This window comes from Oceanitalea stevensii (genome assembly GCF_014837105.1).
GTDB lineage: Bacteria > Actinomycetota > Actinomycetes > Actinomycetales > Actinomycetaceae > Oceanitalea > Oceanitalea stevensii.
Genome location: NZ_JACSPO010000005.1, coordinates 22,043 through 45,036 on the forward strand (window position 1 = coordinate 22,043; position 22,994 = coordinate 45,036).

25 protein-coding genes are annotated in these 22,994 nt (G+C 73.9%); 6 read left to right on the forward strand and 19 right to left on the reverse strand.

The genetic code is table 11. From position 1 onward, the window contains the following. On the reverse strand, positions 1-1,239 hold the full coding sequence (locus H9624_RS10100) for a ThiF family adenylyltransferase (RefSeq protein WP_251839775.1): 1,239 nt from the start codon (positions 1,237-1,239) through the stop codon (positions 1-3). A gap of 86 nt (positions 1,240-1,325) precedes the next feature. On the opposite strand from H9624_RS10100, the gene moaC reads away from it, so the two are divergent. Together moaC and H9624_RS10110 are read left to right on the forward strand one after the other, a co-directional pair. After that, on the forward strand, positions 1,326-1,811 hold the full coding sequence (gene moaC, locus H9624_RS10105; RefSeq protein ID WP_251839776.1) for a cyclic pyranopterin monophosphate synthase MoaC: 486 nt from the start codon (positions 1,326-1,328) through the stop codon (positions 1,809-1,811). Then, positions 1,808-2,044, forward strand: coding sequence for a MoaD/ThiS family protein (locus tag H9624_RS10110; RefSeq protein WP_251839777.1), 237 nt, complete (start codon positions 1,808-1,810; stop codon positions 2,042-2,044). Before moaC ends, H9624_RS10110 begins: the two co-directional genes overlap by 4 nt. 101 nt (positions 2,045-2,145) lie before the next feature. Here the strand turns inward: H9624_RS10110 and moaA are convergent, their stop codons facing one another. The 3 genes from moaA to H9624_RS10125 are packed head-to-tail and all read right to left on the reverse strand — an operon-like array spanning position 2,146 to position 4,069. After that, positions 2,146-3,168: a GTP 3',8-cyclase MoaA gene (gene moaA, locus H9624_RS10115; RefSeq protein ID WP_251839778.1), complete on the reverse strand. Its 1,023-nt coding sequence runs from the start codon at positions 3,166-3,168 to the stop codon at positions 2,146-2,148. Next, positions 3,165-3,569: a molybdenum cofactor biosynthesis protein MoaE gene (locus tag H9624_RS10120; RefSeq protein WP_286011076.1), complete on the reverse strand. Its 405-nt coding sequence runs from the start codon at positions 3,567-3,569 to the stop codon at positions 3,165-3,167. The genes moaA and H9624_RS10120 overlap by 4 nt, the downstream gene beginning before the upstream one ends. A 23-nt stretch (positions 3,570-3,592) precedes the next feature. Further along, on the reverse strand, positions 3,593-4,069 hold the full coding sequence (locus H9624_RS10125) for a MogA/MoaB family molybdenum cofactor biosynthesis protein (RefSeq protein WP_251839780.1): 477 nt from the start codon (positions 4,067-4,069) through the stop codon (positions 3,593-3,595). 105 nt (positions 4,070-4,174) lie between these two features. On the opposite strand from H9624_RS10125, the gene H9624_RS16910 reads away from it, so the two are divergent. Beyond that, positions 4,175-5,278 carry an HD domain-containing protein gene (locus H9624_RS16910; RefSeq protein WP_307784952.1) on the forward strand — a complete coding sequence of 368 codons (1,104 nt, stop codon included), beginning with the start codon at positions 4,175-4,177 and terminating at the stop codon, positions 5,276-5,278. 52 nt (positions 5,279-5,330) lie between these two features. Then, positions 5,331-5,621 (forward strand): WXG100 family type VII secretion target, encoded by a 291-nt coding sequence (locus H9624_RS10135; RefSeq protein ID WP_251839781.1) that lies wholly within the window; start codon positions 5,331-5,333, stop codon positions 5,619-5,621. A 106-nt stretch (positions 5,622-5,727) separates the two neighbouring features. On the opposite strand, the gene H9624_RS10140 is transcribed toward H9624_RS10135, so the two are convergent. The 4 genes from H9624_RS10140 to H9624_RS10155 form a co-directional block, all read right to left on the reverse strand. Then, positions 5,728-6,606: a DUF4031 domain-containing protein gene (locus tag H9624_RS10140; RefSeq protein ID WP_251839782.1), complete on the reverse strand. Its 879-nt coding sequence runs from the start codon at positions 6,604-6,606 to the stop codon at positions 5,728-5,730. 179 nt (positions 6,607-6,785) lie between these two features. After that, on the reverse strand, positions 6,786-8,417 hold the full coding sequence (groL, locus tag H9624_RS10145) for a chaperonin GroEL (protein ID WP_251839783.1): 1,632 nt from the start codon (positions 8,415-8,417) through the stop codon (positions 6,786-6,788). Between the two features lie 318 nt (positions 8,418-8,735). After that, on the reverse strand, positions 8,736-9,350 hold the full coding sequence (locus H9624_RS10150; RefSeq protein ID WP_251839784.1) for a LytR C-terminal domain-containing protein: 615 nt from the start codon (positions 9,348-9,350) through the stop codon (positions 8,736-8,738). A 44-nt stretch (positions 9,351-9,394) separates the two neighbouring features. Further along, the gene (locus H9624_RS10155; protein ID WP_251839785.1) at positions 9,395-9,676 is read right to left on the reverse strand and encodes a DUF3263 domain-containing protein; all 282 of its coding nucleotides are present in this window, start codon (positions 9,674-9,676) and stop codon (positions 9,395-9,397) included. A 121-nt stretch (positions 9,677-9,797) separates the two neighbouring features. Here H9624_RS10155 and H9624_RS10160 point away from each other — a divergent pair, with 121 nt between their 5' ends. Both H9624_RS10160 and H9624_RS10165 read left to right on the forward strand, forming a co-directional pair. Then, positions 9,798-10,469: a uracil-DNA glycosylase gene (locus H9624_RS10160; RefSeq protein WP_251839786.1), complete on the forward strand. Its 672-nt coding sequence runs from the start codon at positions 9,798-9,800 to the stop codon at positions 10,467-10,469. 62 nt (positions 10,470-10,531) lie between these two features. Next, entirely contained in the window at positions 10,532-11,338 is an 807-nt protein-coding gene (locus H9624_RS10165; RefSeq protein WP_251839787.1) for an SGNH/GDSL hydrolase family protein, read from the forward strand. Positions 11,339-11,348: 10 nt separating this feature from the next. Here H9624_RS10165 and H9624_RS10170 read toward each other — a convergent pair whose 3' ends face one another. The 11 genes from H9624_RS10170 to H9624_RS10225 all read right to left on the reverse strand — a co-directional run bounded on the left by H9624_RS10170 (position 11,349) and on the right by H9624_RS10225 (position 22,853). Beyond that, the gene (locus H9624_RS10170; protein ID WP_251839788.1) at positions 11,349-11,834 is read right to left on the reverse strand and encodes a hypothetical protein; all 486 of its coding nucleotides are present in this window, start codon (positions 11,832-11,834) and stop codon (positions 11,349-11,351) included. Continuing rightward, on the reverse strand, positions 11,831-12,193 hold the full coding sequence (locus H9624_RS10175; RefSeq protein ID WP_110851675.1) for a response regulator: 363 nt from the start codon (positions 12,191-12,193) through the stop codon (positions 11,831-11,833). Before H9624_RS10175 ends, H9624_RS10170 begins: the two co-directional genes overlap by 4 nt. Before the next feature lie 2 nt (positions 12,194-12,195). Then, positions 12,196-12,672 carry a chemotaxis protein CheX gene (locus H9624_RS10180; protein WP_251839789.1) on the reverse strand — a complete coding sequence of 159 codons (477 nt, stop codon included), beginning with the start codon at positions 12,670-12,672 and terminating at the stop codon, positions 12,196-12,198. Further along, complete coding sequence (locus H9624_RS10185; protein WP_251839790.1) at positions 12,669-13,052, reverse strand: response regulator; 384 nt, start codon at positions 13,050-13,052, stop codon at positions 12,669-12,671. Before H9624_RS10185 ends, H9624_RS10180 begins: the two co-directional genes overlap by 4 nt. After that, positions 13,049-13,870, reverse strand: coding sequence for a CheR family methyltransferase (locus tag H9624_RS10190; RefSeq protein ID WP_251839791.1), 822 nt, complete (start codon positions 13,868-13,870; stop codon positions 13,049-13,051). The genes H9624_RS10185 and H9624_RS10190 overlap by 4 nt, the downstream gene beginning before the upstream one ends. After that, a complete protein-coding gene (locus H9624_RS10195; RefSeq protein ID WP_251839792.1) occupies positions 13,867-14,967 on the reverse strand; it encodes a protein-glutamate methylesterase/protein-glutamine glutaminase in 1,101 nt (366 codons plus the stop codon). The genes H9624_RS10190 and H9624_RS10195 overlap by 4 nt, the downstream gene beginning before the upstream one ends. Before the next feature lie 74 nt (positions 14,968-15,041). Beyond that, positions 15,042-16,685: a methyl-accepting chemotaxis protein gene (locus tag H9624_RS10200; RefSeq protein WP_251839793.1), complete on the reverse strand. Its 1,644-nt coding sequence runs from the start codon at positions 16,683-16,685 to the stop codon at positions 15,042-15,044. Between the two features lie 11 nt (positions 16,686-16,696). Beyond that, on the reverse strand, positions 16,697-18,379 hold the full coding sequence (locus H9624_RS10205; RefSeq protein WP_251839794.1) for a methyl-accepting chemotaxis protein: 1,683 nt from the start codon (positions 18,377-18,379) through the stop codon (positions 16,697-16,699). Positions 18,380-18,408: 29 nt separating this feature from the next. Next, positions 18,409-18,825: a chemotaxis protein CheW gene (locus H9624_RS10210; protein ID WP_251839795.1), complete on the reverse strand. Its 417-nt coding sequence runs from the start codon at positions 18,823-18,825 to the stop codon at positions 18,409-18,411. Beyond that, entirely contained in the window at positions 18,825-21,092 is a 2,268-nt protein-coding gene (locus H9624_RS10215) for a chemotaxis protein CheA (protein WP_504740252.1), read from the reverse strand. Before H9624_RS10215 ends, H9624_RS10210 begins: the two co-directional genes overlap by 1 nt. A 150-nt stretch (positions 21,093-21,242) precedes the next feature. Continuing rightward, entirely contained in the window at positions 21,243-22,853 is a 1,611-nt protein-coding gene (locus H9624_RS10225) for a methyl-accepting chemotaxis protein (RefSeq protein WP_251839796.1), read from the reverse strand. Between the last annotated feature and the right edge of the window lie 141 nt (positions 22,854-22,994).

Sequence of the window (22,994 nt, forward strand, 5' to 3'; positions counted from 1 at the left end):
TCAGTAGACCGGCAGGCTCGGGTCGACGTCGGCCACCCACGCACGGACGCCGCCGTCGAGGTTCGTGACGTCGGTGTACCCGGCCCCGAGCAGGATGCGCTGGGCCTGCGCCGAGCGCCCGCCCGACAGGCAGTGGACGACGACGGCGGTGCCCGGCTCGACCCCGACCGCCGCGGCCGCGAGCGGGTCGGCGACGAGCCGCTCGAGCGGGACGGTGACCGCGCCGGGGATCTGGACGATGGCCCGCTCGGTCGGCTCCCGGACGTCGAGGAGGACGAAGTGGTCATCCCCGCGCTCGCGGGCGGCGAGCCGGGCGGCGAGGTCGCGGGCGGTGAGCGTGGGACCGGTCTCGTCGGCGGCCGGCTCCGGCTCGGCGGCGAGGACCGCGGCGGCGTGGGCGGTGACGGGCAGCCCGAGCGGGTCGTAGCCGAGCTCGGCGCGGGAGGACGGGACGAGGGGGCGCGGCTGCGGACGCAGCGGCAGCTCGCTCCACCGGGCGGCGAGGACGTCGAGGACGGCCACCCGTCCGAGGAGCGGCTCGCCGACGCCGGTGACGAGCTTGACCGCCTCGGCCGCCATGAGGGAGCCGACCTGGCCGCACATCGCCCCGAGCACCCCGGCCTGCCCGCACGAGGGCGTCGCGCCCGGCGGCGGCGGGGCGGGGAAGAGGTCGCGCAGCGTCACCGCGGGGTAGCCGGCGTCCCGGGGCGGGCGGGACCAGAAGACCGCGACCTGCGCGTCGAAGCGCAGGATCGAGCCCCACACGAGCGGCAGGCCGAGGTCCGCGCAGACGTCGGCGACGAGGTAGCGGGTGGGGAAGTTGTCGGTGCCGTCGAGGACGAGGTCGTAGCCGCCGATGACCTCGCGGGCGTTGGTCGCGTCCAGCCGGAGGTGGTGGCGGGTCACGGCGACGTCGTCGTTGAGGGCACGGACGTGCTCGGCGGCCGAGTCGACCTTGGGCCGCCCGACGTCCGCCGTCGTGTGGAGCACCTGACGCTGGAGGTTGGTGGCCTCGACGACGTCGTCGTCGACGATCCCGACGTGCCCGACGCCCGCGGCGGCGAGGTAGTGGAGGATCGGCGAGCCGAGCCCGCCGGCGCCCATGACGAGCACCCGCGCCGCCCGCAGCCGGCGCTGCCCGAGCTCCCCGAGCTGCTCGAGCAGCAGGTGGCGGGAGTAGCGCAGCACCTGCTCGCGCTCGAGCGGGGGACCCGGCGGGACGAGCGGCGGGAGTGGCATGGGCCCCACTGTAGGAGGCCGCTGCGAGCGCCGGGCACGTCGAACGTCCCGTGCCCCGCGGCGGGGAACGGTGAGACGCTGGGCCCATGACCTTCACCCACCTCGACCCCAGCGGTCACGCGCGGATGGTCGACGTCACCGAGAAGAGCCCGACGGTCCGCGCCGCGACCGCCACCGGCCGGGTGCGCTGCTCCCCCGAGCTGGTCCGCACCCTGCGCAAGGGCACGGTGCCCAAGGGCGACGTCCTCGCCGTCGCCCGGGTCGCGGGCATCGCGGCCGCCAAGCGCACCCCCGAGCTGCTGCCGCTCGCCCACGTCATCGGCGTGCACGGCGTGACGGTGGACGTCGAGGTCGAGGACGACGGCGTCGCGATCACCGCGACCGTCCGCACCGCGGACCGCACCGGGGTGGAGATGGAGGCGCTGACGGCGGTGAGCGTCGCGGCGCTCAACGTCGTCGACATGGTCAAGGGGCTGGACCGCTCGGTGACGATCACCGACGTCCAGCTGGTGGCGAAGTCCGGTGGCCGCTCGGGTGAGTGGCGCCGGCCCGGCACGGAGGAGGCACGATGAGCACGGTGCGGTACTTCGCGGCAGCCGCCGAGGCGGCCGGACGCGAGCAGGAGCCGGTCGAGCCGGCGAGCGTGGGCGAGCTGCGGGCCGCCCTGGCCGAGCGGCACGGCGAGCGCCTGGGGCGGGTGCTCGAGCGGTGCTCGGTGCTCGTCAACGGCGTCCGCAGCGAGGACGACGCCCCGGTCGCCGCGGGCGACGTCGTCGACGTCCTGCCGCCCTTCGCCGGCGGCTGACCCAGAGCCCCCAGAACTCCCCATATGACCGATTCCTGCGACAAGGAAGCGCTCTCCGATCGCAGGGATCGCCCATGTGCGGGGGTCGGGGTGGGGGGCGGTCAGCCGCCGATGGCGCTCATGGGGCGGTCGGGCTGGAGGAAGCCGGGGTCGTTGATCCCGTGGCCCGGCAGCTTGCCGGTGATGCAGCGGTGGAGCACGCGGGCGAGGTCGTCGTCGCTGCCGCCGCCGCGCAGCGGGGTGAGGAGGTCGGACTCCTCCCGGGAGAACAGGCAGTTGCGCAGCTGACCGTCGGCGGTGATCCGCACGCGGTCGCAGGTCCCGCAGAAGGGCTTGGTCACCGAGCGGATGACGCCCACGCTCGTGGGCCCGGCGTCGAGGAGGAAGCGCTCGGCCGGCGCGGAGGCACGGCCGGGCAGCGGCGTGAGGGTGAACTCCGTGGCGAGCCGGTCGAGGATCTCCTCACCGGTGACCATCCTGACCCGCGACCACACGTGCCCGGCGTCCAGCGGCATCTGCTCGATGAAGCGCAGCTCCAGACCCCGCTCGACGGCGAAGCGGGCGAGGTCGACGATCTCGTCCTCGTTGACGTCCCGCATCGCGACGGTGTTGATCTTGATGGGCGCCAGGCCGGCGTCGCGGGCGGCCTCGATGCCGTCGAGGACGTCGGTGAAGCGGTCGCGCCGGGTGAGCTCGTGGAAGCGGTCCGCCCGCAGGGTGTCGAGACTGATGTTGACGCGCAGCAGGCCGGCGTCCGCCAGGCCCTGCGCCAGCTTGGGCAGCAGCAGCCCGTTCGTCGTCATCGACAGCTCGAGCGGCCCCGCCGGTCCGGCGACCCGCGCCAGCCGGGCGACGACGTCGACGACGTCCTTGCGCAGCAGCGGCTCCCCGCCGGTGAGCCGGACCGTGGCGATCCCGAGCGCCGCCGCGACCTCGGCCACCCGGACGAGCTCGTCGGTCGTGAGGATGGAGTCGCGGTGCAGCCACGGCACGCCCTCGGCCGGCATGCAGTACGTGCACCGCAGCGAGCACTTGTCGGTGAGGGAGATGCGCAGGTCGGTGTGCACGCGGCCGAAGCGGTCGACCAGCGGCCGGCGCAGCTCGGGGGAGATCGTCACGCTCATGCCGATCCCACCCACGTGTGGCTGCCGTCGTCCAGGACCTGCTTCTTCCACACGGGCAGCCGGGCCTTGACCTGCTCGACGAGCTCGCGGCACACGGTGAAGGCGAGGTCGCGGTGGGAGCTGGCGGCGCAGGCGAGGATCGCGACGTCGCCCACGTCGAGGACGCCGGTGCGGTGGCTGACCGCGACGCGGACGTCGTCGTGCGCGGCGACGACCTCCGCCGCGATCTGCGCGAGGGCCTGTGCGGCGTCCGGGTGGGCGCTGTACTCGAGCCGGACGACGGGCCCCGCGGCGTCAGGGCTGTGGTCGCGGACCTGCCCGGTGAAGGTGGCGACGGCGCCCGTGGCGGAGGTCGACACGGCGGCGAGGTGGGCCGCCAGGTCCAGCGGCTCCTCGCTCATCGCGGTGAGCATGACGTCCCCCATCAGTGGTCGCCCCCGTCCAGCTGGTCGAGGATGTGGCCCAGGAGCGGGCCGACGACGGCGACCGTGTCGCTCACCCCGCCCGTGCTGCCCGGCGCGTTGACGACGACGGCGCTCCCCACGGTGCCGACGAGCCCACGGCTGAGGACGGCGGCGGGTGCGGTCCCGTGACGGCGTACGGCCTCGGCGACCCCGGTGAGCTCGCGCTCGAGCAGCGGGCCGGTGGCCTCGGGGGTGCGGTCGGTGGGGCTCACGCCCGTGCCTCCGGTGGTGAGGACGACCCGGGCGCCGTCGGCGAGCGCGGTCCGCAGCGCCTCACGCACGGGCTCCTCGCCGTCCGGCACGACGCGCACGGGCCCGACGGCGCAGCCGAGATCGGCGAGCAGCCGTACGGCGAGGGGGCCGGACTCGTCCGTGCGCTCCCCCCGGCTGCACCGGGTGGAGACGGTGAGGACCGTCGCGGGCACGTTGTCCAGCATTCCGCCAGGCTACGTGATCGCCACCAGCCGGCACTCGTACCGAGGTCCCGGCTGACGCGCCCCGCGGACGGGTCTACGATGGCCAGTCGATGAGGGGAGGGCCGGGTGAGCCTCGCCGACGCGCCACAGTGGCTCGTCTCCGCGTTCGTGCGCAGTGCTGTCGCCGTCGGTGCGACCGCTCCGCGCGAGCAGATCCAGCGCACCGCGCGTGAGCTCGTGGAGCGCTGGCAGGAGCCGGAGCGCCGCTTCCACAACCTGCGTCACCTCATCGACGTCCTCGCCCGGGTCGACGAGCTCGCCGAGGAGACGCACGTCCCCGACGTCGTCCGCCTGGCGGCCTGGTACCACGGCGCGGTCTTCAACAGCTCGGCCCAGGTGGCCTACGCCCGCCGCGGCGGGGAGGACGAGGTGGCGAGCGCCGCGCTGGCCGGCGAGCAGCTCGCCGCGCTCGGCGTCCCGGACGCGGTGACCGAGCGGGTCCAGGGGCTGGTCCAGGCCCTTGCCCGGCACGACGCCGACGAGCACGACGTCGACGCGCTCGCCCTGTGCGACGCCGACCTCGGCACCCTCGCCGTCGAGCCGCAGCGCTACGCCGCCTACCGCCGGGCGATCCGTGAGGAGTACGCCCACATCCCCGAGACGGACTACGTCGCCTCGCGGCTGGCGATCCTCACCCGGCTGCTGCAGCGGCGGCGGCTCTTCGTCAGCCCTTTCAGCCTGTCGTGGGAGGAGCCGGCCCGGGAGAATCTCACGGCCGAGCTCAGCCACCTGCGAGCCCGGCTCACCCAGCTGGGCGGCACGGAGCAGCCGGCCGAGGAGTGCGCCCCCCGGCACGGTTCCGCGACCAGCTGGCCGAGCCGCGGCACCGCCGCGCCTGTCCCGCCGGCCGCGGCGTCCGGCCGGGGTGAGGCGGCTGCGGACCGTCGCGACGCGCCCGCGCCCACCGCACCTCCCGCACCGTCGGCCCAGGCGCCGGCCACCGCGCCGGCTCCGGACACCCCGCCCGCGGCTGCCGCAAGGCCGGACGAGACCGACCAGGCCGAGGACGGCGGGACGGTGCTGTCGGGCATCGAGCGGGACCCGGAGTTCGAGCTGCGGCGCCGGATCCGGCGCAAGCGGCGCGAGCGCGCTGCCGCACAGCTCCCGGACGAGGCGCCGCCGTCCCCAAGTGCGCTGTTCCGGCCCCCGCCCAAGCTGCCGCGCTCCTAGCGTCGTCCTCAGCGCCGCGCCACGAGGGTGCGGCCGACGGAGGGAGACGACGATGACCCGCTTCGAGGTCGACAGTGTCGAGGTGGAGGCGGCCGCCGCGCGCGCCCGGGCCAGTGCGGGCACCATCCACGCGGAGGTCGCGGGGATGATGACGCAGCTGCTGGACCTCCAGAGCACGTGGAGCGGCGCCGCGGCGGAGAGCTTCGCGGGTGTCGCCCAGGAGTGGCGAGCCACCCAGCAGGTGGTCGAGCAGTCGCTCGCCCAGATCACCGAGGCCCTGGACCTGGCGGCCCGCACCTACGCGGACGCCGAGACCAGCGCGCACGGGCTCTTCGCCCGCTGAGTCCGTCCAGCACCCTCACCGCCGACAGCCGGATTTCTCCGGGAGGCGTCCTGCCCAGGAACCCCCTCACCGCCGACGGTCGGACTCCTCCGGGGAAGCGACCCGCTCAGCCGGCGCGCAGCCGGACGAGCTCGGCGCCGACGTTGCGGCGGGCGGCGGCCTCCCACAGCCGGGCCCCGGTGGGCGTGGCGTAGAGGCGGGGGCGGTCGAGCAGGCGCGTGAGCACGGCCGCGCGCCCGCGCCGGAAGTCCGGCTCGGGCACGTGGCGGTACTCGGCGCGCACCTGCCCGGTGTAGCGGAGGTAGGCCTCGGGCGTGCCGCCGAGCACCCCGAGGTCGGCGTCGCACAGCACCCGGCCCGGGGCGTCGTCCGGGCCGGGGGCGTGGTCGGCGGTGATTCGGACGAGACGGGACACCTCGGCCGCCCCGGCCTCGCCGACGACCGGGCCGAGGAGCGTGGAGGCCAGCGCGGCGGAGGCCTCCTCGTCGGCGGGGGTGGCGCCGGCATGGACGGCGTCGTGGCACCACGCCGCCAGGACGACGGCGCGGCCCACCTGCTCCCCGCCGTCGGCGAGGAGCCGGAGCCGGTCGAGGACCTCGAGCAGGTGGCCCACGCCGTGGTAGACGCGGTGCGGCTCGCTCCAGCGGACGGCGAGCTCCTCCCCCACCGCGGGGTGCCCGGGCAGCAGCTCGGCCCAGCGCCGGGCGACCTCGCTGCGCGCGGGGCGCTCGGTGGCGCGCACGCGCAGCCCACTGGCACGCAGGCGACGGACGAGCTCCCGGCCCTCGACGTGCTGCGCACCGGCCGCGACGAGCTCGGCGTGCCGGGCGGCGGGCACGTCGTAGTGGTCGAGGTCGAAGGAGCGCCGGGGGACGCCACACCGGGCTGCGAAGGCGTGGAGCTCGGCCAGGCTCGTGTCGGAGACGAGGTGCGCCCACACGGTGCCGTGCGCGGGCCAGCGCGGGGTGTCGAGCAGGACCGCCACGCTCCGCCTCCGTCCTCGCGGTGCCGGCGCACCGCCCGCCCCATTGTCCACGCCGCCCGGCCCCGGCCGCCCGCTCGCCGGGAACGCCGACAGCCGGACTCCTCCTGGGAGGAGTCCGGCTGTCGGTGCTGTCAGGGGGTGGGGGTAGGCCGGCGTGGCCGGTCAGCCCCCGGGTGGGATCAGAACCCGCCCATGCCGCCCATGTCGTCGCCACCGGCCGGGGCGCCGGACGACTTCTCCGGCTTGTCGGCCACGATGGCCTCGGTGGTGAGGAACAGGCCCGCGATCGAGGCGGCGTTCTCCAGGGCGGAGCGCGTCACCTTGACCGGGTCGGCGATCCCGGCCGCCAGGAGGTCCTCGTAGTCGCCGGTGGCGGCGTTGAGGCCCTGGCCCGCGGGGAGGTGGCGGACCTTCTCCGCCACGACGCCGCCCTCGAGGCCGGCGTTGACGGCGATCTGCTTGAGCGGGGCGTCGACGGCCACCTTGACGATGTTCGCGCCGGTCGCCTCGTCACCCGTGAGGCCGAGGTCGCCCTCGAAGGCGTCCTTGGCGGCCTGGATGAGGGCGACGCCACCACCGGCGACGATGCCCTCCTCCTGGGCGGCCTTGGCGTTGCGGACCGCGTCCTCGATGCGGTGCTTGCGCTCCTTGAGCTCCACCTCGGTGGCCGCGCCCGCCTTGAGGACGGCGACGCCGCCGGCGAGCTTGGCGAGGCGCTCCTGGAGCTTCTCGCGGTCGTAGTCCGAGTCGGAGTTCTCGATCTCGGCGCGGATCTGCGCGACGCGGCCCTCGATCTGGTCGGGGTTGCCGGCGCCCTCGACGATGGTCGTCTCGTCCTTGGTGACGACGACCTTGCGGGCCTGGCCCAGGAGGTCGAGCTCGGCGGTCTCGAGCTTGAGGCCGACGGTCTCGGAGATGACCTGACCACCGGTGAGGATGGCCATGTCCTGCAGCATCGCCTTGCGGCGGTCGCCGAAGCCCGGGGCCTTGACGGCGACGGACTTGAAGGTGCCGCGGATCTTGTTGACGACGAGCGTGGCCAGGGCCTCGCCCTCGACGTCCTCGGAGATGATGACGAGCGGCTTGCCGGACTGGATGACCTTCTCCAGGAGCGGCAGCAGGTCCTTGACGTTGGAGATCTTGGACTCCACGAGCAGGACGTAGGCGTCCTCGAGGACGGCCTCCTGGCGCTCGGCGTCGGTGACGAAGTAGGGCGAGATGTAGCCCTTGTCGAAACGCATGCCCTCGGTGAGCTCGAGCTCCAGGCCGAAGGTCTGGGACTCCTCGACGGTGATGACGCCCTCGGCGCCCACCTTGTCGATGGCCTCGGCGATGAGCTCGCCGATGGCCGGGTCGCCGGCGGAGATCGCGGCGGTGGCGGCGATCTGCGCCTTGGAGTCGACCGGCTTCGCCTGGGCGAAGAGCTGCTCGATGACGGCCTTGACGGCCGTGTCGATGCCGCGGCGCAGCGCGATGGGGTTCGCGCCGGCGGCCACGTTGCGCAGGCCCTCGCGGACGAGCGCCTGGGCGAGGACGGTGGCCGTCGTCGTGCCGTCACCGGCGACGTCGTCGGTCTTCTTCGCGACCTCCTTGACCAGCTCGGCGCCGATCTTCTCGAAGGGCTCCTCGAGCTCGATCTCCTTGGCGATGGACACGCCGTCGTTGGTGATCGTGGGGGCGCCCCACTTCTTCTCGAGCACGACGTTGCGGCCCTTGGGGCCGAGCGTGACCTTCACGGTGTCGGCGAGCTGGTTCAGCCCGCGCTCCATACCGCGACGGGCCTCCTCGTCAAAGGCAATGATCTTTGCCATGGGGATAGATCCTCCGCTTGTAGCGTGGCTGGGTCGGCCAGTGCCCGCGACGGACGGCCCGCACGCCGGGCGGTCACGTCCCGCCGGCTCGCGGACCTCACTGAGCGGCCCGAGTCTGTTGTCACTCTCGGCACGAGAGTGCTAACTCGATCTTGGCACTCTCCACCCGAGAGTGCAAGCACCGGGGACGGCCGGACGAGGTGGGCCGGGCCGGCGGCCACGGGGACTGCCGGCCCGGCGATCCCCACGACGTTGTGGAGGAACGGCCCCCACCCTAGGTGTGAGTCTACTCACGGTCAATGTCCGGTGGGACGAAGGTCAACGCCCGGCGAAGTCCCCGCGCAGCACGAGGGCGATCTCGACGTTCTGCGTGGCCGAGGGCGCCTCGACGAGGTTGTCGACGCCGAGGAGCTCACCGATGGCCTCGGCCGTCGCGGCCAGGTCGGCGTTCCGGTAGTAGAGGGTCGTCACCTCCGGGGAGCCGGCGCCGTAGTCGGCCGCGCCCACCGTGGTGAAGCCGGCCTCACCCAGCTGTGCGGCGACGTCCCCGGCGAGCCCGTTGATCCCGGCGCCGTTGAGCACGGAGATCGACGTCGTGAGGACGGCCTCGTCGTCGGGCTCGGTCGTCTCCTCCTCCGGCGTCGTCTCCTCCTCGGTCTCCTCCGCCGTGGGCTCCTCGGAGGAGGTCTCCTCCTCGGAGGTGGCCTCGTCACTCGGCTCGGCGGTGGTCTCGACGGGCGCGGGGTCGGCCGCGGGCTCACCGTCGTTGCCGGCGAGCAGGCTCACCGCGCCCCACGCGAGGAGCGGGACGATGACGATGACGGCGAGGAAGGGGGCGAGGGCACGCAGGAGGGACCGCGGCTCGCGGTGCACGCCCTGGGGGCCTCGGTCGCGGCCGGCGGCGTCGAACTCGTCCTCGGGATACTGACTCACGCGAGCAGGCTAACCGTTCGCGGACGCGCCCCGCGGCGGGACGCTCAGCTCGAGGGGGTCAGGCGGCGCCCGGAACGCTCGCGCTGGCGGGCGTCGCGCATGCGGCGCAGCCGCTTGACGAGCATGGGGTCGGTCGCCAGGGCGGCCTCGGTGTCGATGAGGGAGTTGAGCACCTGGTAGTAGCGGGTGGCGCTCATGCCGAAGAGCTCGCGGATCGCCGTCTCCTTGGCGCCGCCGTACTTCCACCACTGACGCTCGAAGGCGAGGATCTCGCGCTCGGTGTCACCGAGCGCGGCCTGCGGACCCAGCGCGTAAGCGGTGTCCATGTCTCCTCCTCCTGCCCGGCGCGTCGAGTTCGGCGCCGCGACCACCCCATGCTAGAGGGGAATGACAGCGATGTCATTACTCCCCCGCCGACCGGGCGACCCTCCCGGTTAGGCTGCCCGCGTGACTCCCCTCGCCGACATCCTCGACCCCGGCTGGGCCCGGGCGCTGGCGCCCGTGGAGGACCGCGTCCACGCCATGGGCGACTTCCTGCGCGCCGAGGTCGCCGCCGGCCGCGGCTACCTCCCGGCCGGGTCGGACGTGCTCCGCGCCTTCAGCCGACCCTTCGCGGACGTCCGCGTCATCGTCGTCGGCCAGGACCCCTACCCCACCCCCGGCCACCCGATGGGCCTGTCCTTCTCGGTCCAGCCCGACGTCCGTCCCATCCCGCGCAGCCTCGTCAACGTCTTCCGCGAGCTCGTCGACGACCTCGGCACCCACCCGCCGTCCACCGGTGACCTCTCCCCGTGGGCGGAGGACGGCGTGCTCCTCCTCAACCGGGTGCTCACCGTGCAGCCCGGCCAGCCCGCCTCCCACCGGGGCAAGGGCTGGGAGGAGGTGACCGAGCACGCGATCCGGGCCCTCGCCGGACGCGGGACGCCGCTCGTGGCGATCCTGTGGGGCAACCAGGCCCAGACGCTGCGCCCGCTGCTGGGCGAGGTGCCCGTCGTCGCCTCGGCGCACCCCAGCCCGCTCTCCGCCTCGCGCGGCTTCTTCGGCTCACGCCCGTTTTCCCGCGCCAACGCGCTCCTCGCGGAGCAGGGCGGCCGCCCGGTCCGCTGGACGCTGCCCTGACCGCGCGCCCGGCCCGGGCCGCCCCCGGGCGCCCCACCCGCCGGCGGTGGCAGGATCGTGACGTGAGCACCTCCACCGTCCCTCCGTGGGGCCGCTACGTCGCCGTCGGGGACTCCCTCACCGAGGGCATGGTCGACCCCGACCCCACCGACCCCACCCGCCACCGCGGCTGGGCCGACCTCCTCGCGGGGGCGCTCTCGCGGCGCCGGATCGCGGCCGGGCAGGCGCCGCTGGAGTACGCCAACCTCGCCGTCCGGGGCCGGCTGCTCGGGCAGATCCTCAGCGAGCAGCTGCCCACCGCGCGCGACCTGCGCCCGGACCTCGTGTCCGTGACCGGCGGCGGCAACGACATCCTGCGCCCGGGCGCGGACGTCGACGCGCTCCTGCAGTCGCTCGAGGACGCCGTCGCCGGGCTGCGGGCGGCGGGCAGCGACGTCCTCCTCGTCACCGGCTCCGACCCTGCCGGCGCGCCGGTCATCCGGCGCACCCGGTCCAAGGTGGCCGTCTACAACACCGGCCTGTGGTCGATCGCCCACCGGCACGGTGCGCACGTCCTCGACCTGTGGGGGATGCGCGCGATCCAGGACTGGCGGATGTGGGCCGAGGACCGCATCCACCTGTCGACGGCGGGACACGAGCGGGTGGCGCAGGCCGCCCTCGTGGGGCTCGGCCTCGTCCCGGACCTCGAGGCCTGGGACGACCCGCTCGCTCCCCTGCCGCCGGAGGCGCGCGCCGACCGTTGGCGGGGCAACGCCCGGTGGGCACGGGCCTACGCCCTGCCGTGGGTGCAGCGCCGCCTGCGCCGGCAGTCCTCCGGTGACCTGCGCCGGGCGAAGTACCCGGAGCCGGTCACCGTCGAGACCGCCTAGCGCCGAGCGGCTACCGCAGCACCACCGACAGCAGGCCGCTGCCGTAGCCCTGCACCTCGACGGTCGTGTCGAGCCGGGGGCCGTAGCTGCGCAGCCAGGTGGCGACGTCGGCGGGGAGCGGCCCGGCGCCGGAGTCGTGGACCGACTCCAGGCGCAGGTGCGGGGCGTTGCCGACGTTGAAGAGCGCCGAGGTCACGTTGAGGACCTCGGTGACGTTCTCGAGCAGCGTCTCCTGCAGCGGGCCGAGGGACGCCTGGGCGGCGCGCGGCGGGATGAGCGCGATCGCCCCGCCCAGGGCCGCCGCGAGGTGGGTGTCGACGGCCACGAGCGCCTCGCCGCGGAGGAACTCGGTGACGTACACACCGACGACGACGCCCGGCTCGGTGGCCGGGGTGACGGACTCCTCGGCGACGGCGATCTCGCAGTCGCGTCCCACGAGCATGGTGAAGAGGTCGCGCAGCTCCTTGAGCGGCGGGAGCGGGGTCGTGGCGCTCATGCGAGGAGGGGGTCGATGGTCGAGCGGAACGCGTCCGGCGTGAAGGGCTTGGCGATGAGGAACAGCGCGCCCTCGCTCTCGGCCAGCTCGCGCATCTGCGGGGACCCCTCGGAGGTGACGAAGCCGAGCGGGACCTCGCTGCCGGAGGCGTTGAGCCCGCGGAGCAGCTCGATGCCCGTCATCTCGGGCATGTTCCAGTCCGACAGCACGAGGTCCGGCTGCTGGGCGAGGGCGAGCTCGAGCGCCTCGGCGCCGTTGGTCGCCTCGGTCACCTCCCAGTCGCCGTACCCGGCCTGCCGGAGCGTGCGGATGACGATCTGCCGCATGACCTTGCTGTCGTCGGCGACGATGACTCGCAGACTCACTGCGTGTCCTCCTTTGCGTCGGTGGTGGTGTCGGGTTCCCAGACGGAGATGACGAGGGGCGCCTCGTGCCACTGGAGCGCGCGCTCCCACACGAGGTCCCCGTCCGGCTGGGTGTCGTCGAGGGTGACGACGGGCAGACTCAGCGCGTTGCTCCCCGTCATGAGGCCCTTGAGGTTGCCGCCGATGACGTTGGCGATCTCGCCGAGGGCGTCGCGCAGGTCCTCGACGGCGACGGGCTCGGTGGGGCCCATGGCGAGCAGGGCGCGGGCGATCCGGTCGGCGGTGTCGCGGCCGGTGGTCACGACCGTCCACACGGAGGGCTCGCCCTGGATCTCCACCCAGGCGCGGACGGGGTCGGCGAGGACGACGACGTCGTCCGCCCGGTCGGTGAGCAGTCCCGGCTCGCCGTCGATCATCGCGGTGAACATGTCCTGCGCGATCGTGACGACGTGCTCGGCCATCGTGGCGGTCATGCGATCTCCTCGACGGGCAGCAGCCCGAGCATCTCGAGCTTGCCCTTGAGGGCGTCCGGCGTGAACGGCTTGATGAGGTACTCGTGGGCGCCGGCCGCGAGCGCGCGCACGATCTGGCCGTGCTCGGACTCGGTCGTCACCATCATGAGCGTGATCCCGCGCCAGTCCCGGCGCTGGCGGACGGCGTAGACGAAGGTGAGGCCGTCCATGACGGGCATGTTCCAGTCCACGCAGGCGAGGTCGTAGCCGCTGTCCGCCTCGAGGAGTGCCAGCGCCTCCGCGCCGTCTCCCGCCTCGTCGGTGGTGTACCCGAGGTCCTGCAGCAGGCGGGAGACGATCCGGCGCATCGCGCGCGAGTCGTCGATGACGAGAGCTCTCATGAGATGCCTCCTGGCACTCGGTAGACGGAACCTTGAGCGGTCGGGACGCGCTCCCACGCATCGTCGATGCCCACCATGGACTCGGCGGCACCGAGCACGAGGAAAGCGCCCGGCCGCATGGCCCGGCGGGTGCGGGAGAGGATGTCCCGCTTGGTCGCGGCGTCGAAGTAGATGAGGACGTTGCGGAGGAAGACGACGTCGAAGGGGCCGCCGGCCGGGGGCGGCTGGAGGAGGTTGTGCTGCGCGAAGGTGACGGCGCGGCGCAGCTCGTCCTTGACCCCCCAGCCGGCGCCGGCCCGCTCGAAGTAGCGCACGAGCATCGCGGCGGGCAGGCCGCGGTTCATCTCGAGCTGGCTGTACTGCCCGGCCTGCGCCTGGGCGAGGACGGCGGTCGACAGGTCGGTCGCGAGCACCGAGAAGCGGCGCTCACCGGTCTCGAGCAGCGTCATCGCGATGCTGTAGGGCTCCTGGCCGGTGGAGCAGGCCGCCGACCAGACCCGCAGCGTGCCCGGGTTCTGCGCGCGGGCCGCCGGGGCGATGTGCTGTCGCAGCGCCGCGAACGGCGAGGTGTCCCGGAACCACGAGGTCTCGTTGGTGGTGAGGGCCTCGACAACGCGCGTGAGCTCGCCGCGGTCGGGGCTGCGGCGCACGTCGCGCACGTAGCTGTCCACCGCCGCGGGCCCGGTGAGGCCCTTCTCGCGCGCGAGCGGCAGCAGCCGGCTCTCGACGAGGTACTCCTTGCCGGGTGCGAGCTGGATGGCGCTGTGGGTGCGCACCAGGTCCGCGACGTACCCGAACGTCTCTGCTGACACGCTCATCGTCGTGCCTCCCCCATGGCTCGTGTCATTGCGCTGGCGATCTCCGGTAGTGGAAGGACGGCGTGGGCGTGCCCGGCGGCGGCAGTCGCCCCGGGCATCCCCCACACCACGGACGTCGCCTCGTCCTGGACGAGGACGGTGCCACCGGCGTCGGCGACCTGGCCGGACCCGGCCGCGCCGTCGGCACCCATCCCGGTGAGGACGACGGCGAGCAGCTCCCCGCCCAGCGCGGTGACGGCGGAACGGAACAGCACGTCCACGGAGGGGCGGCTGTAGTTGACTGGTGCGGTGTCGGTGAGGCGCGCCCGCAGGCCACCCCGGTCGCCGGCCACGAGGAGGTGGCGCCCGCCGGGGGCGATGTAGACGTGCCCGGGCAGCAGCGCCTCGCCGTCGGTCGCCTCGACGACCGTCGCGGGCCCGATCCGGTCGAGCCGGTCGGCGAGCTGGCGCGTGAAGACGGCGGGCATGTGCTGGACGATGGCCACCGGGACGGGCGGTGCCTCGGTGAGGCCACCGACGAGCCCGGCGAGGGCGGCGGGGCCGCCGGTGGAGGACCCGAGGACGACGGCGCGCACCGGCGTGGTCCGCGGCGTGAGGGCCCGCAGGCGGACGGGTCCGCGGCCGGTGGGGGTGGGTGCCGCCGTCGGCGTCGTCGCGGCCCGGACCGCCGCGGGCTGCTCGGTGCGGCGGCGGCCGGGGACGAGGGCGTGGATCTTGGGGACCAGCTCCTCGGCCACCCGCCGCAGGCCCTCCTGCAGGCCGCCCGCACCGGAGGGCTTGGCGACGTAGTCGGTCGCACCGGCCGACAGGGCCTCCAGGGTGGCGGCGGCCCCGCGCTCGGTGAGCGTGGAGAACATGATGATCGGCATCCGGTGGCCGGCGGCCCGCAGCGCCCGCACGGTGGAGATGCCGTCGAGCTCGGGCATCTCGATGTCCATGGTGACGAGGTCGGGGGCGAGCTGCTCGACCTTGCCGAGGGCCAGGCGCCCGTTGGCGGCGACGCCGACGACCTCGATCGTGGGGTCGGCGGCCAGCGCCTGCGTGACGAGGCGGCGGATGACGACGGAGTCGTCGACGACGAGGACTCGCACGCTCATGCGGGGTTCCCCCTCTCGGTCATCGGGCGCGTCACCGGGGCGGGGACGCAGGTGGGTGTGGGCACAGCCGGTGCTCAGTAGGCGAATCTGGCGACGCGGTCGCGCAGCTCGGTCGACATGCCGGCGAGGTCGCCGACCTCGGTGCTCATCCCGCCGAGGACGGAGTCGAGGGACTCGGCGGCCGAGGCGAGGACGGTGACGTTCTGCGCGATCTCCCCGGAGCCGGTGGCGGCCTCGGAAAGCCCGCGGCTCATCTCGTTCGTCGTCGCCGTCTGCTCCTCCACCGCCGAGGCGATGGTGAGCTGGAGGTCGTTGATGGACCCGACGATGCGGGCGATCTCGTCGATCTCGCCGACGGCGGCGCCCGCGTCGCCCTGGATCGTCTCGATCCGGCGGGCGATGTCCTCGGTGGCGCGCGCGGTCTCCTGCGCGAGCTCCTTGACCTCCCCGGCGACGACGGCGAAGCCCTTGCCGGCCTCCCCGGCACGGGCGGCCTCGATGGTCGCGTTGAGGGCGAGGAGGTTGGTCTGCTCGGCGATGGAGGTGATGACCTTGATGACGTCACCGATCTCCTGGGAGGAGGTGCCGAGCTTGCCCACGGTGCGGTTCGTCGACTGCGCGACGGCGCTGGCGCGGGACGCGACCGAGGCCGCCTCCCCCGCCGTGCGCGCGATCTCCCGGATGGAGGCGCCCATCTGCTCGGCTCCCGCGGCGACGGTCTGCACGCTGGCGGAGACCTGCTCGGCGGCCGCCGCGGCGGCCGCGCTCTGGGTGGAGGTCTGGGCGACCTCACCGGCCACCCGCTGCGTGCGCGCCTCCAGCTCCCCGGTGGACCCGGAGACCCGGTCCGCGGAGTCCCCCACCGCGCTCACGAGGTCGCGGACGGCCGCCACGCCCTCGTCGAGCGCGGCGCCGACGTCGCCGAGCTCGTCGGTGCGGGTGAGCTCGCTGCGCACGGTGAGGTCCCCCGCGCGCAGCCGCTCGGCGACGTGCCGCAGCCGGGCGATCCGGCCCAGCAGGAGGCGGGTGGTGCGCCCGGCGAAGAGCGCGGCGAGGAGGAGGCCGAGGAGGCCGGTGATGACGAGCCGGGTGATCGCGGTCGCCTGGCTGTCGGCCTGGGCGGCCTCGGCCGCGGCGACCTGTTCCTCGGCGAGCGCCTGCGCCTCGTCGGCGATCGTCAGTACGGTGAAGTACGCCGCCCCGGCGTCCCCGTCGTTGATCGACTCGAGCGCCGTCTCACGGCCCTCCTGCGTGTCGAGGGCGAGCCACTCGACCACCTGGGCGTCCCAGGTGTAGAAGTCCTCCCACGCCGGGCGCAGCCCGCCGAAGATCTCCTCCTCCGCGGGACGCAGGTCCACGGTGTCGAGCTCGTCGAGCCAGGCCTCCACGGCGCGCCGTGAGTCCGCCATGCCCGCCATGTTGAAGGAGTCGGGGGCGAGGCCGACCTCGGTGCCGAGGACCGCCACGTCGCTGAGGTAGAGGCCCTGCCAGCCGGTCGCGTCGGCGATCTGGAAGCGCGCCTCCTCGGCGAGCTGGGCGATCGTCTCGGCGCGTGCGAGCTCCGCGGACTGCTCGCGCTGCTGCGAGACGGCGCCGTAGCCGATGCCGGCGGCGATGAGGACGAACAGCGCGACGACGCCGAAGGCGACGTAGAGCCGGGTGCCGACGCCGGTCCGGCGCAGGCGCGCGGGCGGCTGGGACGTGGGGGTGGAGGACATGGGAGCTCCGATCAGAAGCGGAACTGCGCGAGGCGGTTCTGGAGGCTGGCGGACATGCCCGCGAGCTCCTGGGCCGCGGCCGTCAGCTGGACGAGGGTGTCGTTGGCGGCGGCGCTGGAGGCGGCGACGGCGGTGATGTTGCCGGCGATCTCCCCGGAGCCGGTGGCGGCCTCGGTGATGCTGCGCGACATCTCGTCGGTCGTGGCGTTCTGCTCCTCGACCGCGGAGGCGATCGTCAGCTGGTAGTCGTTGATCGCGCCGATGATCCGGGAGATCTCGGCGATCGCGTCGACCGCCCCGGCCGTGTCGACCTGGATGGTGTCCACGCGGCGGGCGATGTCCTCGGTGGCGCGCGCGGTCTCCTGCGCGAGCTCCTTGACCTCCCCGGCGACGACGGCGAAACCCTTGCCGGCCTCCCCGGCCCGCGCGGCCTCGATGGTCGCGTTGAGCGCGAGGAGGTTGGTCTGCTCGGCGATGGTCGTGATGACCTTGACGACCTCACCGATCTCGCGGGAGGACGTGCCGAGCTTGGCGACCGTCTCGTTGGTCGTCCCCGCGACGTCGGTGGCCTCGGCGGCCACCTGGGCGGCCTCGGCGGCGTTCTGCGCGATCTCCCGGATGGAGGCACCCATCTCGTCCGCGCCGGCGGCGACGGTCCGGACGTTGCTGGAGACCTGCTCGGCCGCGGCGGCGACGACGCCGGCCTGCGCGGAGGTCCCCTCGGTCGCGGCCCGCAGGGAGCCCCCGCTGGCCGAGAGCTGCTCCGCGGCGGCGGCGACGGCCTGCGCGGTGCCGGACGCCTCGGAGACGAGCTCACGCAGCTTGAGCTGCGCCGCGTCGAGCGCCTGGGCGACCTGGCCCAGCTCGTCCCGGTCGGTGATGTCGGTCGCGGTCGTGAGGTCCCCGGCCGCCATCGCCGTCGTCGTCCGGACGAGCCCGAGCGCGTTGCGGGAGACGCGGCGGCCGATGAGGACGCCGCCGACGATCATGACGACCGCCCCGACGACCGACCACAGGACGGCGGAGACGATCGCCGTCGTCGCCGTGGCCTCCATCTGCTCGAGGCCGGCAGCGGCCGTCTCCTCGTGGATCTCGGCGACGGCGGTGAGGCCCTCGGAGATGAGCGCGGCCTGGGCGTCCATCTCGGCGACGAGCTCGCCGACCTCCGTGGCGGCGCCTGCGCCGCTGGTCATCAGCTCGCCCGTGGCGGACGCCGCGGCGAGGTAGTCCTCGACCGCGGCCTCGACGTCGGCCACGAGAGCCACCGCCTCGGCGTCGGGGGCGAGCTCGGTCCGGTACTCCCCGGCGAGATCCGTGAGCTCGGCGAGGTTCGCGCTGCGCTCCTCGAGCACCTGCTCGGCGAGCTGCGGGCTGGGAGCGACGAGGCTGGCGGTCCCGAGGTACTGCGCCTGGGAGAAGGCCACGCGCATCTGCCCGATGACCTGCTCGGAGCGCACGTCGTGCTCGAGGGTGGCGGCCGCGAAGTCGGAGGCGCTGAGCGTGCCCCAGACCGCGACACCGGACATGCCGAGGACGAGCGCGGCCGCTCCGAGGGAGCTGCCGACGATCTTCTTGCGCAGCGAGACGTCGCCGATGCGGAACGTGCGGGTGGGGGCGGGCGGGGTGGGACGCGGGGCGGGGGCCGGCGACGGAGCCGGTGCCGGACGCGTCCGCTCGGGGGCGAGGACGGCCATGGGGTTCTCCTGGAGAAGGGGGTTGAGTGTCAGGCCGCGGTGACGGCGTCGACGTCGAGGGCGAGCAGGAGGCGGCCGTCGAGCTTGTAGGCACCGCGGATGACCTCGCGGAGCTCGGGCGTGAGGGTCTGGGGCGGGGCCTCGAACTGGGCGTCGTCGACCTCGGCGACGTCGCCGATCGCGTCGACGAGCAGCGAGACGGGCTCGCCGCCGAGCTTGACGACGACCATCATCGGCTCGCTCGTCCCGCGGGACGCGAGGCCCAGGCGGGTGCGCAGGTCCAGGGCGAGGACGACCTGGCCGCGGAGGTTGACGAGGCCGGCGACCTCCGCGGGCGCGAGCGGGACGCTGGCGGTGGCGCGGTAGGGCAGGACCTCCTGCACCTGGCCGACGCCGATCCCGTAGAGGTTGTCCCCGAGGGTGAAGGTCACGTACTGGGTGCTCATCAGATCCTCACCAGGTCCTCGTCGAGAGCGGAGGTGTCGAAGGGGGCGATGCCCACGGCGTGGAGCAGGTCGCTGACGTCGAGGAGCTCGGTCACGCGGTCCTTGATGACGGTCGAGCCGGTGAGCCCGGTGTCCTCGAGCCCGCTGCGGCTGGCGGGGTCGTCGGTGACGATGTCGACGATCTCGCCGACGACGACGGCGACGGTGACGCCGCCGGAGGTGAGCACGATGACGAGGAGCTCCTCGGGCTGCTCGTAGCTCATCGCGCCCAGCACCCGGTCGAGGCGGGCGACGGGCAGCAGGTCGCCGCGGTACTGGACGACCTCGCGGCTGCCGACGCGCTCGAGGCGGTCGGCGGGCATCCGCTCGAGGCGGGTGACGTCGGCGAGCGGGATGGCCACGCGCCGTCCCTCGCCGATGGCGACGACGAGCAGCTGCTGCTCGGTGCCGCTCGCGCGCACCTCGGGCGCACGGCTGGCGCGGACGAGCTGGCCGAGCTCCCCGATGAGGGCGCGGCGGGCGATGGCCTGGACGTCGAGGATGAGCGCGATGTCGCCGTCACCCAGCACCGTCGCGCCCGAGTAGAGGCCGATCTGCTTGATCCGCGAGGACAGCGCCTTGACGACGATCTCCTCGTTGTTGAGCACCCGGTCGACGAGGAGGCCGAAGCGCTGCTCGTCGGCCTGGAGGACGGCGATGGTGTGCGACGACTGCTCCTCCGGCTCCATGCCGAGGACCTCGGCGAGGGAGAGGAGGGGCAGGAGCGCACCACGCAGCCGGTAGACGGGCGCGGTGCCGACGTACTCGAGCTGGCTGGACTCGACGGCCACGAGCTCGAGGAGGTTCGTCTGGGCGATGGCGAAGGTGCGGGGACCGCAGGTGACGGTGAGCGCCGGCATGATCGCCAGGGTGAGCGGGATGCGCAGGCGCCAGGTGGTGCCGGCTCCCGGCTGGGAGTCGACGTCGACGGAGCCGCCGATCGCCTCGATCTTCGTGCGCACGACGTCCATGCCGACGCCGCGGCCGGACACGTTCGTCACGGCCTTGGCGGTGGAGAAGCCGGGCAGGAAGAGCAGCTCGTAGATCTCCTGCGGGCTCATCGCCCGCACCTGCTCCTCGGTGCGCACCCCCTTCCGGACGGCGCTGGCCGCGACGGCGTCGGGGTCGATCCCGTGGCCGTCGTCGGCGATCTCGACGATGACCTGCCCGCCCGCGTGGTAGGCGCGCAGCGTGACCTGGCCCTGCTCGGGCTTGCCGGCCGCCACACGCTCGGCGGGGGCCTCGATGCCGTGGTCGACGGCGTTGCGCACGAGGTGGGTGAGCGGGTCCTTGACGGCCTCGAGGAGCGAGCGGTCGAGCTCGGTCTCGCCGCCCAGCATGGACAGGGAGACCTTGCGGCCGAGCATGGCGGCGAGGTCCCGCACGACGCGGGGCATCTTGTTCCACACGTGCTCGATGGGCTGCATGCGCGTCTTCATGACGCCCTCCTGCAGCTCGGTGGCGATGAGGCTGAGGCGCTGGGCGGAGCGGGCGAGCTCGGCGTCCTCCCCGCGGTCGGAGAGGCGGTCGAACTGGTTGCGGACGAGGACGAGCTCACCGACCTGGCGCATGAGGCTGTCGAGGAGCTCGACGTCCACCCGGATGGAGCTCTCGGCGGCGTTCCGGTGGTGCTCGGGCTCGGGCTGGGACTCCGCCTGCTCGGCGGCCGGCGCGGCGGGGGTGGGGGCGACGGGGGCGGGCGCGGGCGCCTCGGCGGCGCGTCGCTTGCCGATGACCTTCCGTGCCGGCTCCGCGGCGGGCGCGGGCGCGGGGGCTGCCGGCTCGGCGGGTGCGTCGTCGGCGACCGGCTCGGCCTCGGCGGGGGCGGCCGGCTCCGGCGGGGTCAGGCCCTCCTGGACGGCGACGATCCGCGCGATCGTGGGCTCGACGTCGTGGTCGTCGCCGCGGCCGTCCTCGATCGAGCCGAGGATCGCGCGCAGGGTGTCGACGAGCGCGAGGAGCACGTCGGTGGTCGCCTGGTCCATCCGGCGGGCACCGTCGCGGAGCTCGGCGAGCAGGCTCTCACCCGTGTGGGAGACCCTCTCGAGGTTCCCGTAGCCGAGGAACCCGCTCGTCCCCTTGATCGTGTGGACCGTGCGGAAGATGCTGCTCAGCAGCTCACGCGAGGTCGGGGCGCTCTCGAGCGCGACGAGGTCCTGGTCGAGCTGGTCGAGGTTCTCGTAGCTCTCGACGAGGAACTCGTGGACGATCTCATCCATGCCATCCACCGGCGGACCTCCATGCATCCGTGTCGGTCGTGCGTGCGCTTCCTGCGCACTCCTTACCCATCGGTGGCCGCGCCGCGATTGTGAGACGTCGGCGTGAACGCGCCACGGGCGGGCCCGCCGGTGGCGGACCCGCCCGTGGCGGAGCGTGGCTTAGACGCGGAACTGGGACACCTGGGCGCGCAACCCCTCGGAGATGGTCGCGAGCTCGGTGACCGCGCTGCTCATCTGCGTCATCGTGGCGCTGTTGTCCGCCGCGGCGGAGGCGATGCCGGTGATGTTGCCGGCGATCTCGGTCGACCCGGTCGCGGCCTCGGTCACGCTGCGCGACATCTCGTTGGTCGTCGCGGTCTGCTCCTCGACGGCCGAGGCGATCGTCATCTGGTAGTCGTTGATCTGTCCGATGATCTCGGTGATCTCGCCGATGGCGCCAACGGCTCCCTCGGTGTCGTGCTGGATCGCCTCGATGCGGCGGGCGATGTCGTCGGTGGCCTTGGCGGTCTCCTGGGCGAGGTCCTTGACCTCGCTGGCGACGACGGCGAAGCCCTTGCCGGCCTCCCCGGCGCGGGCGGCCTCGATGGTCGCGTTGAGGGCGAGGAGGTTGGTCTGCTCGGCGATGGTCGTGATGACCTTGACGACGTTGCCGATCTCGATCGACGAGGCGCCGAGCTTCTGCACCGTCTCGTTCGTCACGGCGGCCTGCGTGGTGGCTCGTGCGGCTACGGCGGCCGCCTCGCTGGAGCTCTGGGCGATCTCGCGGATCGAGGCGCCCATCTGCTCCGCACCGGCCGCCACGGTGTGGACGTTCTGGCTGACCTGCTCGGCAGCGGAGGCGACGACGCCGGACTGGGCAGAGGTCTCCTCGGACGCGGCGACCACCTGCGTGGTCGACGCCGCCAGCTCCTCGGCGCCGGAGGCGATGGTCACGGCGGCCTCGTTGACCGCGCCGACGGTGCCGCGCAGCTGGCGCATCGAGCGGGCGAGGTGCTCGGCCATCTGGCCGAGCTCGTCGCGGGTGCGCACCTGGGGCTCGGCGGTGAGGTCGCCGTTGCCGAGCGCCTCGACCGCGGCGCGGACCGTCTCGACGGTCCGCATGATCTGGCGGATGACGCCGAGGGCGACGGCGATGCCGAGGGCCAGCCCGACAAGGAGGACGACGACGAGGAGCGTCTGGGTGGTCGCCGCGCGCGCGTCTGCGGCCCTCTGGTCCGCGGCGGCGCGCTCGACCTGGTCGTCGGCCGCGGCGGCCATCAGGTTCGCCGTGTCCGCTCCGACGACCTCGAGCGTCTCGTTGTAGTACGCGTTCATGGCGGCGGGATCACCCGTCCGCACGACGTCGGCCCACGGTCCGCCGACCTCGTCGTGGAATGCCTGCACCCCGGCGATCATGGCGTCGAGGTCACCCCGGTCCTCGAAGAAGTGACCGTAGGCCTCCAGGGACCCGATGGCCTCCGCCTCACGCTCGGCGATCTCGACGAGCTGGGCCTCCAGCTCGTTGTCATCCCGCAGAGGGAGCGCGTTGACCCGCACCCGCGTGCCCTGGAAGGTCGCTCGAGCGTCGGACAGGTGGTTGAGCGGCTCCACCCGCTGCTCGTACATCTCGGTCTGTGCCGTGGCCAGGTTGCGCACCTGGGCGATACCGAGAACCCCGATGACGAGGGCGACGAGGGCGACGACGCCCACGGCAGCAGCGATCTTCACGCGGACGGAGGCGTCCCGGAGGGAGCTGCGGCTCGTGGCGGGGGCGAGGGATTCTGTGGACATCGGTCTTCCTTGTGGGTCCGTGGCCGTCCTGCAGGGGCACCGGCGGTCCGTGGGCTCGGCCCACGGCGCCGGGCAGTCGCGGTGACGCGGGACGGCCGTGCGCATCCTGCGCACACCCCACCCGTCGGCAGGGGCGCCGCC

Coding starts and splice junctions, on each gene's coding strand:
- H9624_RS10100 (WP_251839775.1), bottom strand. CDS start 1,239: ATGCCACTCCCGCCGCTCGTCCCGCCGGGTCCCCCGCTCGAGCGCGAG.
- moaC (WP_251839776.1), top strand. CDS start 1,326: ATGACCTTCACCCACCTCGACCCCAGCGGTCACGCGCGGATGGTCGAC.
- H9624_RS10110 (WP_251839777.1), top strand. CDS start 1,808: ATGAGCACGGTGCGGTACTTCGCGGCAGCCGCCGAGGCGGCCGGACGC.
- moaA (WP_251839778.1), bottom strand. CDS start 3,168: ATGAGCGTGACGATCTCCCCCGAGCTGCGCCGGCCGCTGGTCGACCGC.
- H9624_RS10120 (WP_286011076.1), bottom strand. CDS start 3,569: ATGAGCGAGGAGCCGCTGGACCTGGCGGCCCACCTCGCCGCCGTGTCG.
- H9624_RS10125 (WP_251839780.1), bottom strand. CDS start 4,069: ATGCTGGACAACGTGCCCGCGACGGTCCTCACCGTCTCCACCCGGTGC.
- H9624_RS10135 (WP_251839781.1), top strand. CDS start 5,331: ATGACCCGCTTCGAGGTCGACAGTGTCGAGGTGGAGGCGGCCGCCGCG.
- groL (WP_251839783.1), bottom strand. CDS start 8,417: ATGGCAAAGATCATTGCCTTTGACGAGGAGGCCCGTCGCGGTATGGAG.
- H9624_RS10155 (WP_251839785.1), bottom strand. CDS start 9,676: ATGGACACCGCTTACGCGCTGGGTCCGCAGGCCGCGCTCGGTGACACC.
- H9624_RS10170 (WP_251839788.1), bottom strand. CDS start 11,834: ATGAGCGCCACGACCCCGCTCCCGCCGCTCAAGGAGCTGCGCGACCTC.
- H9624_RS10180 (WP_251839789.1), bottom strand. CDS start 12,672: ATGACCGCCACGATGGCCGAGCACGTCGTCACGATCGCGCAGGACATG.
- H9624_RS10185 (WP_251839790.1), bottom strand. CDS start 13,052: ATGAGAGCTCTCGTCATCGACGACTCGCGCGCGATGCGCCGGATCGTC.
- H9624_RS10190 (WP_251839791.1), bottom strand. CDS start 13,870: ATGAGCGTGTCAGCAGAGACGTTCGGGTACGTCGCGGACCTGGTGCGC.
- H9624_RS10195 (WP_251839792.1), bottom strand. CDS start 14,967: ATGAGCGTGCGAGTCCTCGTCGTCGACGACTCCGTCGTCATCCGCCGC.
- H9624_RS10200 (WP_251839793.1), bottom strand. CDS start 16,685: ATGTCCTCCACCCCCACGTCCCAGCCGCCCGCGCGCCTGCGCCGGACC.
- H9624_RS10205 (WP_251839794.1), bottom strand. CDS start 18,379: ATGGCCGTCCTCGCCCCCGAGCGGACGCGTCCGGCACCGGCTCCGTCG.
- H9624_RS10210 (WP_251839795.1), bottom strand. CDS start 18,825: ATGAGCACCCAGTACGTGACCTTCACCCTCGGGGACAACCTCTACGGG.
- H9624_RS10225 (WP_251839796.1), bottom strand. CDS start 22,853: ATGTCCACAGAATCCCTCGCCCCCGCCACGAGCCGCAGCTCCCTCCGG.